This is a genomic window from Fictibacillus nanhaiensis, from assembly GCF_042686385.1.
Classification (GTDB): domain Bacteria; phylum Bacillota; class Bacilli; order Bacillales; family Fictibacillaceae; genus Fictibacillus; species Fictibacillus nanhaiensis.
Genome location: NZ_JBHUPF010000006.1, coordinates 1474002 through 1486525, shown reverse-complemented (window position 1 = coordinate 1486525; position 12524 = coordinate 1474002). Strand labels below are relative to the sequence as shown.

The window sequence follows — 12524 nt, the reverse complement described above, 5'->3', positions numbered from 1 at the left end:
CTTTCTTATTTCGGAATAAGCGTCAGCACGGTTTCGATAATGACCGTTAAGATCGGTATCGCCATTACAAGGATCAGTATCTTGCCACCAAGCTCGATCTTAGAAGCTATTGCTCCCTGACCAGCATCTCGTGTGATCTGTGCTCCGAACTCTGCAATATAAGCAATACCGATTATTTTTAACAACGTTTCAACATAGACCATATTTACGTTTGCATTGATGGCAAGTCGTTGAAGCATCGTGAGAATCTGTCCGATCTTATCGATCAGAAACAAAAAGATTCCCGCTCCAACCATGAGTGTGACCAAAAAAGCAAAATTGGCTTTTTGTTCTTTAAGGACTAAGGCTAAAAATGCAGCAACAAGCCCAAAACCCACAATCTGGATAATTTCCATTCTGGCCGCCTCCTTAATTCTGAAACAAAAAGACGCCTTTTACCTTTTGAAACAAATCATCTAATAGGGTGATCACCATAAAAAGAGCAACAACAAAACCTAATAGAGTGACCCAATGGGCATAATCCTCTTTCCCGATCATCTTTAAAACGGTATGAAGCATCGCGACAATAATCCCAAGCCCAGCGATCTGAAACACGGCGTTTACATCTAATCCCATCGGTGGTACCTCCTTGTTACATTAAGAGAATAACGATTAAGAGTCCCATTAGAACTCCTAGACTTTTACACATATTTTCATAACGTTCTTGTATGTCCCTTGCTTCTTTTTCTTCGCGATTGAGGTGAGCGAGCGTCAGTTGAATCTGCTTCTGCTGATGTTCTTTATCATGTCTGCCAAGCGTTGACCCAAACTGACGAAGCACCTCGATCTCACCCATCTTAAAAGAGGTCTCTTTAGCCAGAATAGGAAGCTGAATTTCCCATGCATCTTGCACCGAAAGTTCTCCTTGTACCAATCGATCTGAAATGGTAAGAAAGAACGTGGATAACGGCTCTTTTAAAGGGCTTCCGATATGCAAAAATGCCTCATGAAGCGGAGTAGATCCATACATGATCTCAGCCTCCAAGGCTTGAAGGGTCACTTTTAGTTCTCTCAACTTCTTAGGTCGCTCTCTTACTCGTTTTGCCCACTCAAAACCAAAGATCGTAGTGGCTGAAAGGATCGCGATCGCACCTATCCAACTCATCATGCTGCACCACCCGATGATCGGTAGATCTCATTCAATGCTCCATCATAGATTCTTTGAATCGTTCCAGGCCCTTTATCACGGCTCAAGATTACATACCTTTCAAATAGTGAAAGGTCTCCCAAAGGTTTCATCACTGGTCGTTTTAATGCATCTTCTACAGAGTTGCCATGTGCGGTAAAAATCATTTGAACCCCTGCATGCATCGCTTCTAATATCGCTTCACCATCTTCTTTTCGACCGATTTCATCGACGATCATCACTTGAGGACTCATCGAACGAATGAGCATCATCATCCCTTCCGCTTTCGGACATGCATCGAGAACATCAACACGTCGACCGAGGGTATGTTGAGGAACACCTTTTATGCTGCCCGCTATTTCAGAACGCTCATCTACGATTCCTACTTTAAAAGAAGGGATGTTTCTGTGCTGAACACCACAACTAACTAGCCTTGCGATATCTCTTAATAATGTGGTTTTCCCCGTTTGCGGTGGACCGATCAACAATGTATTTAGCCATTTTTTTTGATAAAGATAAGAGATTAACGGTTCAGCGATGCCGATTTTCTCTCTCGCTATCCTTACGTTAAACGAACTGATATCTTTAATGGCTTTTACGAATCCATGTTCAGTGATCACTTTACCTGCTAGTCCTACACGATGTCCTCCTGAGATGGTGATATAGCCCCTTTTTAGTTCCTCTTCAAGGGCGTATAGAGAGTGCTGACTCAATCGATTAAGTAATACTTGTGATTCTTCAGCTGAGATTGACTCCTCAGTCGGGTAAAGGGGTTTGCCCGAACAAAGAATTTCCATCGGCTGTCCAATCCTAATTCTGATCTCTTCTACAGATCGAAGAGCAGATGGTGGCAAATTTCTTAAGGTATGCTGAATCTTATCTGGAAAAAGCCTAAAGATCGTTTCCATGACCGGTTTCTCCTTTAAGAGGCTAGTACTATAAACGTATGGGAAAGGGAGAAGGTTTATGCCAATAAAGGTAGATTTTAAGTTAGGAGAGAAGATAGAGGGGGTTTTTGATAGATTGTTCATAAAAACATTCACGAAAGAATCTGTCTTGATGGTAGGGCTTCTCATATGGTAGGAAGCTATATTAGTATCAGTCGATTGAAAGAATAGGAAGGAAGCCACTGTAATAGCAAAAAAGCTCAGATTGTTTATATTTTTATACTTATGTAAAGTTTATTTACCAATTTCAATCGGATATAAGTGAATTTTCTATGGAAGATAAACAAAATAGTGATCAAAGGTTCTAAACACTGTATGTGGAACTATACGTAGTGGGGTATTTTAGGTATTAATCCCTGAAATCCTTATAAACATTCAAGAAATTTCGGACTTATTTCCGCGAGTTTTTGCCTTATATCCGCGAGTCTACAAGAATCGACAATCAGCAGGCATCAGATACCTTACTTCAAACAAACACGCATCCATTTGCTTCCTATTGAAAGCGTGCTACATCATTACTTCATAAAAAAAACCTCACTCCAAAAATGGAATGAGGTTCAATACTACAGACTATGCACGAGAAACGTAAGCTGCATTTCTTGTATCGATAATCAGCTTGTCCCCTTGGTTTACGAAGAAAGGAACTTGTACGATCAAGCCTGTTTCAAGCGTTGCTGGTTTCGTTCCACCAGAAGCTGTGTCCCCTTTAATACCAGGCTCAGTCTCTGCCACAACTAACTCAACTGTGTTTGGAAGTTCAACACCGATCGTTTCACCTTGATACGTCATGATGTGAACCGTCATGTTTTCAAGCAAATACTTCAACTCGTACTCGATTTGTGAAGCTTGAAGTTCAATTTGCTCATATGATTCGTTATCCATGAACGTGTGTGTATCTCCAGATGCATATAGGTATTGCATCTTACGGTTCTCGATATGTGCTTTAGCTACTTTTTCCCCACCGCGGAACGTTTTTTCCTGGATACCACCTGTGCGAAGATTACGAAGTTTAGAGCGAACAAATGCCGCACCTTTTCCTGGCTTTACGTGTTGGAACTCAAGAACTTGCCAGATCCCATTGTCAACCTCAATCGTTAATCCTGTTTTAAAATCGTTTACTGAAATCATGTTTTTATCCTCCTGAATACCTTAACTTAACGTTAAGAGGGTTTTAGTAGCGTGCGTTAGTGATTCATTGCCATCTTTTGTGATGAGTGCATCGTCTTCGATCCGAACTCCGCCTAGACCTGAGATATAAATACCTGGTTCGACTGTCACAAGCATTCCTGGTTCGAGAATCGTGTCAGACTTCATAGATAGAGCTGGCGCTTCATGAACATCTAAACCAATTCCATGTCCTGTAGAATGTCCAAAGTAATCACCATAACCTTTTGAAGCGATGTAATCACGAGTTAACGCATCTGCATCCTTACCTGTCATTCCTGGTTTGATGCCTTTCATTCCTAGCATCTGTGCATCATATACGACCTGATAGATCTCTTTCAGCTCATCTGAAACATTTCCGATGGCTACCGTACGAGTGATATCCGAGCAATAACCTTTGTAGTATGCTCCAAAATCCAAGGTTACTAATTCACCCGTTTCAATTTTCTTATCCGATGCAACACCGTGTGGAAGTGCTGATCGGTAGCCTGAAGCTACAATAATATCAAACGATGAAGAGATAGCTCCATTTTTTCTCATGAAGAATTCTAGTTCATTGGATACTTCCCTCTCAGTAAGCCCTGGGCGAATATAATCGATGATATGTGAAAAAGCGGCATCGGCGATAGATGCTGCATCCTTTACTATCTTAATCTCTGATTCATCCTTAATCAAGCGCAACTTTTCCACTATGCCGGATACAGCAACAAGTTCAGTGTTAATGTCATCTAAATGTGTCTCATATGTACGATAGGTAGAGTATGTAACATGGTCTTGCTCAAAACCAAGTTTACGAACAGAAAGCTCCTTCGTTAACTTTGCAACTTCTTGCGGAATCGGATCCGTGTGCATCACAACACGATAACCTTCTGCTTGTTCAGCTGCTTGCGTCTTATATCTGAAATCAGTTATTAAAACGGCTTCGTCTTTCGTGATCAAAAGTACTCCTGAACTTCCTTTAAACCCGCTTAGATAAAATCGATTCGAAGAAGATGTAATTAAAAGTGCATCAATATCAAAAGTATCAAATAATTGTCTTGCCCGTTCTACACGATTCATAACGTATCCCCTTTAAGTTGATTATGAAAAACTTGAAGAGCTAATTTATAACTATCAAAACCAAATCCTGAGATCTGCCCGATGGTAACTGGAGCAATAACAGATTCACGTCGGAATTCTTCTCTCGCATGCACATTTGATAAATGGACTTCAATCACGGGGACATCCACACTGGCAATCGCGTCTCTGATCGCATAACTATAATGAGTATAGGCACCTGCGTTTAGAACAATACCACGAAACTTATTTTCGGCTCCATGAATGAGATCGATGAGATCACCTTCATTATTACTCTGTTCAAATGAAAGATCCATGAATCGCTCTCTTGAAAAAGAAACGAGTTCTGTTTGAAGATCTTCCAATGTTTGCGCACCATATATGCCAGGCTCACGTTTACCTAACCGGTTTAAGTTCGGTCCGTTTATTACAAGAAATTTTCTGTTATTCACATGAAACACCTAGCCTTCGCATAAAAAAATAGAATGTTCATAAAACATTCTATCATAGCGTCTGTTCTTTTGAATAGTTACGAACTCTGTGTAGATTCCTTGTTTCCTTGGGACTGGCCATGACGTTCACTGTATTCAAAAGAGATCGAATAACCTACAAAAACACCATATAAGATATAGATACAAAGCGTCGTTGTAATGGTATTTTTACCTATCGTATTCATAGGTTCCAACCCTGGAAAGATCGGATGAAGCAAGAAAAATACGATTCCCCAAAGTGCTACACCAAAAATGATGCCTGCCCACATGGATTTGATCTTAGCAAATGCATAGCGATAAGCAATGGCGACTAAGATCGAAAGCAGAGCAATGATCAAAATGCTGATCAGTTGTCCAATCCACTCGGATTTCCACTTTCCAAGTGCCCATGGCGCCAACACAAGTGCCGGACCTACCTTTGAAAAATTTAAATAGTAGGCAATAAATCCGAAACAAGCCCAGATCAAGCCTCCAAAGAAGCCGACACCTATGACCCTGCTCATGAATGAAGACTGAGATTCCTGTTTATTTTGTTCTAGTTTTGAATCGCTCATTAACGACCACCTCCAACACTACTAGTATGTCCACAAAACCATTGCCCAAACTTCTCACGCTCCAACCAATCATATTCTGTGTAAAACATGTATAAAATGGGAAAAATACAATCATCCTTTGTGGAGGAATATCCGGCTTTCCTGTAGAATAGAAAGTACCTACAAAACTTTAGGCTGGGGGTTCAACATGACAAAAGAGAAAAAGCCCGCTTACGGCGGCCAGGCCGTATTAGAAGGGGTTATGTTTGCCGGTAAACACACATATGTAACGGCAATACGCAGAAATGATGATACGATCGAGTACTTCGAACTTAAGAAGAAACCATCTCCTGTCCTTTCAAAATTAAAGAAGATTCCTTTCTTGAGAGGATTTATTGCCATAATCGAAGCAAGTATGAACGGTACGCAGCATTTAAATTTTTCAGCTGAACGATTTGGTGTTAACCCAGGAGAAGAAGAAAAAGAGGAAGAAGAAAAACCATCTAAATTTGCCTTTTTCTTTTCTCTAGCCATTATTGGCGTCTTATCTTTTCTTTTCGGAAAATTTGTTTTTACCCTCGTACCCGTTTTTTTAGCAGAAGCATTTCGTTTTATCGTACCTGGGCATTTAGGACAGAATTTATTAGAAGGTTTGTTCAAGTTTATCTTTTTACTAAGCTATATCTATTTTGTTTCTTTAACACCCGCGATCAAGAGGGTATTCATGTATCACGGAGCTGAACACAAAGTAATCAACACGTATGAAGCAGGAGACGAGCTGACCGTCGAAAACGTAAAGAAGCATTCAAGGCTTCATTATCGTTGTGGTAGCAGTTTTATTCTATTTACTGTAATCGTCGGCATGTTTATCTATTATTTCTTTCCATCAGATCCGTTATGGTTAAGAATTTTATGCAGACTTGCGCTTATTCCTGTGGTTTTAGGGGTATCTTTTGAAGTATTACAGTTAACAAATAAACTAAGAGATGTTCCGGTTCTTCGTTACCTAGGTTATCCAGGTTTATGGCTTCAACTTTTAACAACGAAAGAGCCTGATGAAAAACAAATAGAAGTTTCTATCATTTCTTTTAATGAAATGTTACGTCGTGACGCATCCTATGAAAGTGAACTCAACGCAAGCAAAATCGTTTAATCATAAGGAGGTGAACCTGTTGCAACAGAATCATAGAAGATTGCATCCTATCATTTGGTTAGTTATAACACTGGCGGTTGTCGGTATTCTTTATCAACTAGTCACTTCACCTCGCGATTTATTTACGACCATTCTGATCGGTGCAGCAGTGGTCGCCGTGTTTTACTTTATCTTCCGCAGAACATCATCGGGTGTAAACGGCAAGTATAGAAAAGCAGTCAAACAATCACAAAAACGCTATGGCACAAACCAAAAGCCGGCTAAAGCTGCCTCTCCGTTGTTTCCGAGCAAAAAGACTGCAAAGAGTTCCGCTCAGAGAAAGAAAACACGTGAACATCACTTAACCGTGATCGAAGGAAAAAAGAACAAGAAAAAAAATCGAGCCTCCTTTTAAGGATTAGGCTCGATTTTTATATGCTGGATTCGGATACCTCTTACTTGTTATCCAACCCTGCAAAAATTGCTCCGCTCGATCATGGCCAAACGTATACAGTTCATTCTTCGCTTCTGATGACAGTTGGAAATCGATGACAGATACATGCTTTACAGGCATAAAAATAATATCTCTTGCATCGTGCGAATCGATGTACCGGTTATCATGCGCCTGCATCATCGTTTCAAACAAAGCTTTAAATAGCTGAACCGCGTTCTTCACATTGTGAGTTGGAATATGGTCGTTGATGTACGAACTCAATTGAAAACCTAGCACCGGCCGAACCGGCACCCTGTCTTTTCTTTGAAAAAGCCACATCGGAAAATTACTTAAAACACCTCCATCCACAATCAAACTTTTTTGTCCGACCCGATTAAAAAGTTTGATGGGATAAAAGAAATAAGGAAGACTGCAGCTCATCCTAACTGCTCGTGCTACTGGAAAACGCTCTGGTAACAATCCATATTCTTCGAGATCATCCGGCAAAACGATCAGCCTTCCTCGAGAAATATCAGACGCAATAATCTTAAGACTGCCGTAGGGAATATCAGCAAATGTAACGATTCCACGTGCCGCTAGAAGAGAAGCTACCCAGTTCTCCAGATAATCCCCCTTAAACAGACCAAGTTTCCAATAAAGCTTCAACCAGTTCATAAAAGGTACAGGCACGATTGTTTTACTTGTATCAAGAAATTTTCTAAAATCTAATTTATCAATAATTTCTTTCATTTCACCCGCTGTATACCCTGCTTTGATTAAAGCAGCCATCAATGCCCCCGCACTTGTCCCAGCTACCCTCTCAAAACTGAGGCCCCGATTCTCAGCTGCTTCAACAGCACCAATCAACGAAAGCGCCTTGATGCCCCCACCCGAAAAAACTCCATCAATTCGCATAAACATCTCCTCCACTACTATCCTAATCAGCAGAAGATGTCCTTTATAACCGATTCTTCAAAAATAAAGTCATTTGTGTCTTTAAAAGGTTTGGGGTGTTCATGATGTAATGGTCGGTGTAGTGTAAAAGATTAGGTTTACAGTCCACTTTTACAAGAATACTGTCCGGTTTCCTCAATTTACTGTCCACTTTCAGAAAAATACTGTCTACTTTTCATTTTTTACTGTCCACTTCTTACAAAACACTGTCCACTTATTTTTCCATACACCATAGCATACAAAAAAATCCAAAATAAAAAACAACCATAAAATTTATGATTGTTCTTGTTCTTCATTCTTTGCTTGAACTTCTCTTAATGATTTTATCCTATTTTCATCTTCCTCAAAAAACTGAACAAGATCTCCAATTCGATCAATAGCGTTCCAACTTAAATGATGTTCGATACCTTCAACATCTTGGTAGATGTTCTCTTGGTCGACCCCAATAACTTTTAAGAATTCTTCAAGTAACTCGTGTCTGTAAACTAAACGTTTTCCTAGTTTTTTTCCGTTCGGTGTTAGAACGAAACCTCTGTATTTTTCATAAACGACATACTTGCCTTTGTCGAGCTTTTGAATCATCTTGGTTACTGAAGAGGGATGCACTTCTAGGTTCTCAGCAAGATCTGATACCCTGGCATAGCCTTTCTCTTCAATTAGGGCATAGATGCGTTCTATATAGTCTTCCATACTTGGGGTTGGTGGCAAATTGTTCACTCCCTATACTAAACCAGCTTGGTCTCTATAAAAAGGATACTATAGAATGGTAAGCGTGACAAGGGAAGGTGTCTTGGCTTTTTATCAAGTAAAATATTCAATCTTAGCTTGTGGAAACATCGTATGAATATAATTTTCTACCGTTTCACGCAGTCTAGTCGCCTGATCATCTTGATAAACATATTTTCCGATTCCATATCTTCCCCACTTATATTTACGCTCTTCTTCATTCATCTCAAGCTTCGACTTTGGATAGTTTTTTTCGATAACCCGTTTTGCAGGCTTAGTAAAACGATGCTGAATTAACTCAAACGTCAGATCATTCGTTAAATGCTTTGGAATTTTCGCTTCTAAGATATCAAAAAGTTCCTTATAGCCTTCTTCCCAATCTTTATGAAGATAAAGAGGTGCCACGATAAAACCTAATGGATACCCTGCTTCAGCAACTTTTATGGCAGCATTAATACGCTCCTCAAGCGGACTTGTTCCAAGTTCGAAGTTCTTTATCACATATTGTGAATTAACGCTAAATCGAAAACGCGTTCTTCCTTGGTGTTTGGCATCAAGTAGATGATCGACATGATGATACTTCGTCGTAAATCTAAGTCTTCCTAAGTCTGTTGCACCAAAAAACTCAATCGCTCTTTTCAGATTATGAGTAAGATGATCGATGCCGACAATATCCGATGTACATGAAGCTTCGAATCGTGTGATCTCAGGCGCTCTTTCCTGCATATACTTTTCGGCTTGTGCAAAAATCTCATCTGTATTCACATAGGTTCGTAAATACGGCTTGCTGCCGAGTGTCGTCTGTAGATAACAATAGTGACAATGCCCCATGCATCCTGTTGCAAGAGGAATCGCGTATTCTGCCGATGGTTTTGATGTATCAAATTTCAGTGTCTTTCTGATACCGACTACAAGCGTGGATTTAGCTGTTCTATACTTTTGAAAATCATTATCTCCTGGCAGATCGCGAATTTGGTTATGTGAAGTAGTCTCTCTGATCTCAACTTCTAACTTGCTAAAACGGTCAAACAGTTCTTTTCCTAATGGATACTCTAGTGCACGCGGTTCGAAATAGATCAACTGCGGCATAAAAGGTTTATTGGCACCAGCCATAATCATACACCCCACAATTTTTATTACAAATGATGGAGTTAGTATGTGCTAATATCGACAAAAGAAAAGGGAAGGAACTTTTCCAGTTCCTTCCCTTGCTTTCTTATAATCCGCATTTTAATTGAGCGTTACAATTCGTACACGTGTTACAGCCACCGATTTCTTTCACTTTCCCTTTTCGGCATACCGGGCAAGTGTTACCAACTTCGTTACCAATGGTTACATCTGTAGAACGAAGATCCGTAATCGTATCTAAAATAACAACTTTACTTTTTTCTTCCTCCATACCAAGATCGATCTCAGTCTGTTCAAAAGTCTCTTCTGCTTTAAGTGTAAGAACTTGTGAGTCACGGCTTCCATCAACGTATACCGTTCCACCTTTTGCTCCACCCTTATAAAGGCGTTCGTAAACTTTTTGAACTTGATCCACTGTATAACCTTTAGGAGCGTTTACCGTTTTTGAGATCGAACTATCTACCCAACGCTGGATGACACATTGTGTATCTGCATGCGCTTCTGGTGCAAGCTCCATCGCAGCAACAAACCATTCAGGCAGCTCATTTTCGTTCGCTTCAGGATTGCTGTCTAAATATTCCTTAACGATATCAGCTTTCACTTCAATGAATTTCCCAAGACGGCCACTGCGGAAGTATGAGAAAGAGAAGTAAGGCTCTAATCCTGTGGAGACTCCAACCATGGTTCCTGTGGATCCAGTTGGAGCAACAGTCAACAAGTGAGAGTTACGAATCCCAAATTCTAAAATATCTTCGCGTAAATCTTCAGGAAGCTTTTTCATATAACCAGTTTCAGTAAATCGTCTACGCAACTCTGTAGTAGTCTCTTCTGTCTCGCCTTCTAAGAACGGAAAGCTTCCCTTCTCTTTAGCAAGTTCAATTGAAGTGCGATAAGCTGTAACGGCAATCGTCTCAAAGATTTGATCAACAAGCTTGTTTCCTTCTTCAGATCCGTAAACGGTCTCGCAATAGATAAGAAGGTCATGTAATCCCATAACTCCTAACCCTACACGACGTTCCCCCAATGCTTGGACTCGGTTTGGTTCTAAGAAGTATGGTGTTGCATCAATTACGTTGTCCTGCATACGAACGCCAACTTCGACCGTTTGTTTTAGCTTTTCAAAGTCCACCGTTTTGTTTTCTTTGTCAGCCATGTTTCCAAGGTTAACTGCAGCGAGGTTGCAGACACTGTATGGTGCAAGTGGTTGTTCTCCACATGGGTTCGTTGCTACAACTTTTTGTCCATATGCTGTAGCGTTCGTCATGTCATTTGCATTATCGATAAAGAAAATACCTGGCTCAGCAGAGTATGTTGCGCAAATGTTGATCAGGTTCCACAGTTCGCGTGCTTGAATTCGTTTGTATACGCGAATACCATAGCCTTTCTCTTCCCAAACACGAACATCTCCTACTTCATGCCACTCGTTGTTGTAAGCTTCCATCTCATCAGGCGAGTAAGCCTCGACACTTGGAAAACGTAACAAATACTCAGAGTCATTTTCTACGGCTTCCATAAATTCCTTCGTGATCGTAACAGAGATGTTCGCACCTGTTAAGAACTCAGAATTATGAACGCTGTACGTTCCTCCATCGCGAAGCATTGTCTCAGCATCGCGTAGAACGTCTGAATCAAATCCGCCTGTCCCTGGAATATCCTTATAGCGAAGAATCCCTTCGTACATTGCTTTTTGAGCTGGTGTCAGCGGTGTGAATTTTAATTTATCTTGTGCGACTTGCTTAATCTTCTCGTCGTTCGTATTTTCAATCAAGTAACGTAGAATTCGAGGATTCTGCATTTTAGAAATAATGAAATCAATAATGTCAGGATGCCAGTCGGCCAGCATGATCATCTGCGCCCCCCTGCGACTTCCTCCCTGCTCAACCAAATGCGTCAACTTCGCGATGTCATCCAACCAGGATACAGAGCCAGATGATTTTCCGTTTACGCCTCGAGCGAGTGCGTTCTTCGGTCGAAGCGTAGATCCGTTCGTTCCAACTCCGCCTCCGCGGCTCATGATCTCCATCACTTGCTTACGGTGATCTGAGATGCCTTCACGCGAATCTTTTACATACGGCATCACGTAACAGTTGAAATACGTTACGTCTGTTTCTGCGCCTGCCCCATATAAAACGCGGCCAGCGGGAACAAAGTTCATCTCTGAAAGTTCTTTGTAGAACTTTTGGAATGATTCTTGGCGCTTCTCTTCCGTCGTTTCAACAGATGCTAAGCCTGTCGCATTTCTTAGTGCGATCTGCTCGTAATAAACTTCTAATGGCTTGTCCATCACATCAAGTGAACGTGTGATCAAACCAGATTCCGCTTCTTCCGGCTTCTCTAGTACAGCTTTGAACTCATCTTCAACCAATACGACTGCGTTTTTATCGTCCCAGTTAACAGATTGGATATAGCCTAGCCCTCTTGCTGGAAATTTTGGATCCTCTTTTACTGTTAGTACAACAAAATCCCCTGGTTTTAACGTTTTCTTTTCTGTGTCTTTAAAGCTGTATCGGTCGAGCATCACGAGCCTAGAGACACCTTTATGTGTTGTTTTCATCGTAGAAGTAACGGGGTGCACTTGTGGAAATTGAGCTATATCACTGTTGAGAGCGTCAATATTGATACCCTTTTTAACAGTTGCGACTGTGTCCATATTTCTCCTCCTCTATTTAAATCACATACGGATGCATATCTATATCTTGTATGTATAAGTTCTACCCTTATACTATATATACGTAAACCTCATGTCAAAGAAAAAATATTGTCAAACTTAAAATCATGAGTATTTTACAGCAATT

At 40.6% G+C, this 12524-nt stretch carries 14 protein-coding genes; 2 read left to right on the top strand and 12 right to left on the bottom strand.

What is annotated here, in order from left to right; all coding sequences use genetic code 11:
* Positions 1-5: 5 nt before the first annotated feature.
* The 8 genes from spoIIIAD to ACFS5O_RS11050 all read right to left on the bottom strand — a co-directional run bounded on the left by spoIIIAD (position 6) and on the right by ACFS5O_RS11050 (position 5377).
* Positions 6-395, bottom strand: a complete 390-nt coding sequence (spoIIIAD, locus tag ACFS5O_RS11085) for a stage III sporulation protein AD (protein WP_066396033.1) — start codon at positions 393-395, stop codon at positions 6-8.
* A 13-nt stretch (positions 396-408) separates the two neighbouring features.
* Positions 409-615, bottom strand: coding sequence for a stage III sporulation protein AC (gene spoIIIAC, locus ACFS5O_RS11080; protein ID WP_066290831.1), 207 nt, complete (start codon positions 613-615; stop codon positions 409-411).
* A 16-nt stretch (positions 616-631) separates the two neighbouring features.
* Positions 632-1144, bottom strand: a complete 513-nt coding sequence (spoIIIAB, locus tag ACFS5O_RS11075) for a stage III sporulation protein SpoIIIAB (RefSeq protein WP_205727308.1) — start codon at positions 1142-1144, stop codon at positions 632-634.
* Positions 1144-2073, bottom strand: coding sequence for a stage III sporulation protein AA (spoIIIAA, locus tag ACFS5O_RS11070; RefSeq protein ID WP_205726816.1), 930 nt, complete (start codon positions 2071-2073; stop codon positions 1144-1146). The genes spoIIIAB and spoIIIAA overlap by 1 nt, the downstream gene beginning before the upstream one ends.
* A 609-nt stretch (positions 2074-2682) precedes the next feature.
* On the bottom strand, positions 2683-3240 hold the full coding sequence (gene efp, locus ACFS5O_RS11065; protein WP_066396040.1) for an elongation factor P: 558 nt from the start codon (positions 3238-3240) through the stop codon (positions 2683-2685).
* Positions 3241-3261: 21 nt separating this feature from the next.
* Complete coding sequence (locus tag ACFS5O_RS11060) at positions 3262-4335, bottom strand: M24 family metallopeptidase (RefSeq protein ID WP_205726817.1); 1074 nt, start codon at positions 4333-4335, stop codon at positions 3262-3264.
* Positions 4332-4784 carry a type II 3-dehydroquinate dehydratase gene (gene aroQ / locus ACFS5O_RS11055; protein WP_205726818.1) on the bottom strand — a complete coding sequence of 151 codons (453 nt, stop codon included), beginning with the start codon at positions 4782-4784 and terminating at the stop codon, positions 4332-4334. The genes ACFS5O_RS11060 and aroQ overlap by 4 nt, the downstream gene beginning before the upstream one ends.
* A gap of 77 nt (positions 4785-4861) precedes the next feature.
* On the bottom strand, positions 4862-5377 hold the full coding sequence (locus tag ACFS5O_RS11050) for a YqhR family membrane protein (protein ID WP_205726819.1): 516 nt from the start codon (positions 5375-5377) through the stop codon (positions 4862-4864).
* Positions 5378-5564: 187 nt separating this feature from the next.
* Here ACFS5O_RS11050 and ACFS5O_RS11045 point away from each other — a divergent pair, with 187 nt between their 5' ends.
* Positions 5565-6509 carry a DUF1385 domain-containing protein gene (locus ACFS5O_RS11045; protein WP_144699141.1) on the top strand — a complete coding sequence of 315 codons (945 nt, stop codon included), beginning with the start codon at positions 5565-5567 and terminating at the stop codon, positions 6507-6509.
* A 19-nt stretch (positions 6510-6528) separates the two neighbouring features.
* Positions 6529-6903 (top strand): SA1362 family protein, encoded by a 375-nt coding sequence (locus ACFS5O_RS11040; protein ID WP_205726820.1) that lies wholly within the window; start codon positions 6529-6531, stop codon positions 6901-6903.
* 3 nt (positions 6904-6906) lie between these two features.
* On the opposite strand, the gene ACFS5O_RS11035 is transcribed toward ACFS5O_RS11040, so the two are convergent.
* The 4 genes from ACFS5O_RS11035 to ACFS5O_RS11020 form a co-directional block, all read right to left on the bottom strand.
* Positions 6907-7836, bottom strand: coding sequence for a patatin-like phospholipase family protein (locus ACFS5O_RS11035; RefSeq protein ID WP_205726821.1), 930 nt, complete (start codon positions 7834-7836; stop codon positions 6907-6909).
* A gap of 312 nt (positions 7837-8148) precedes the next feature.
* Positions 8149-8565 carry a transcriptional regulator MntR gene (gene mntR / locus ACFS5O_RS11030; RefSeq protein WP_066400195.1) on the bottom strand — a complete coding sequence of 139 codons (417 nt, stop codon included), beginning with the start codon at positions 8563-8565 and terminating at the stop codon, positions 8149-8151.
* 111 nt (positions 8566-8676) lie between these two features.
* Positions 8677-9714 carry a spore photoproduct lyase gene (splB, locus tag ACFS5O_RS11025; RefSeq protein WP_205726822.1) on the bottom strand — a complete coding sequence of 346 codons (1038 nt, stop codon included), beginning with the start codon at positions 9712-9714 and terminating at the stop codon, positions 8677-8679.
* A gap of 103 nt (positions 9715-9817) precedes the next feature.
* A complete protein-coding gene (locus ACFS5O_RS11020; protein ID WP_205726823.1) occupies positions 9818-12379 on the bottom strand; it encodes a vitamin B12-dependent ribonucleotide reductase in 2562 nt (853 codons plus the stop codon).
* Positions 12380-12524: the final 145 nt, after the last annotated feature.

What these genes read in the sequence shown, in the direction of transcription:
- ACFS5O_RS11020 (WP_205726823.1), bottom strand. Translation starts at nt 12,379, where the DNA reads ATGGACACAGTCGCAACTGTTAAAAAGGGTATCAATATTGACGCTCTC.
- efp (WP_066396040.1), bottom strand. Translation starts at nt 3,240, where the DNA reads ATGATTTCAGTAAACGATTTTAAAACAGGATTAACGATTGAGGTTGAC.
- spoIIIAD (WP_066396033.1), bottom strand. Translation starts at nt 395, where the DNA reads ATGGAAATTATCCAGATTGTGGGTTTTGGGCTTGTTGCTGCATTTTTA.
- ACFS5O_RS11035 (WP_205726821.1), bottom strand. Translation starts at nt 7,836, where the DNA reads ATGCGAATTGATGGAGTTTTTTCGGGTGGGGGCATCAAGGCGCTTTCG.
- ACFS5O_RS11060 (WP_205726817.1), bottom strand. Translation starts at nt 4,335, where the DNA reads ATGAATCGTGTAGAACGGGCAAGACAATTATTTGATACTTTTGATATT.
- ACFS5O_RS11045 (WP_144699141.1), top strand. Translation starts at nt 5,565, where the DNA reads ATGACAAAAGAGAAAAAGCCCGCTTACGGCGGCCAGGCCGTATTAGAA.
- ACFS5O_RS11050 (WP_205726819.1), bottom strand. Translation starts at nt 5,377, where the DNA reads ATGAGCGATTCAAAACTAGAACAAAATAAACAGGAATCTCAGTCTTCA.
- spoIIIAA (WP_205726816.1), bottom strand. Translation starts at nt 2,073, where the DNA reads ATGGAAACGATCTTTAGGCTTTTTCCAGATAAGATTCAGCATACCTTA.
- splB (WP_205726822.1), bottom strand. Translation starts at nt 9,714, where the DNA reads ATGGCTGGTGCCAATAAACCTTTTATGCCGCAGTTGATCTATTTCGAA.
- spoIIIAB (WP_205727308.1), bottom strand. Translation starts at nt 1,144, where the DNA reads ATGAGTTGGATAGGTGCGATCGCGATCCTTTCAGCCACTACGATCTTT.
- spoIIIAC (WP_066290831.1), bottom strand. Translation starts at nt 615, where the DNA reads ATGGGATTAGATGTAAACGCCGTGTTTCAGATCGCTGGGCTTGGGATT.
- mntR (WP_066400195.1), bottom strand. Translation starts at nt 8,565, where the DNA reads ATGGAAGACTATATAGAACGCATCTATGCCCTAATTGAAGAGAAAGGC.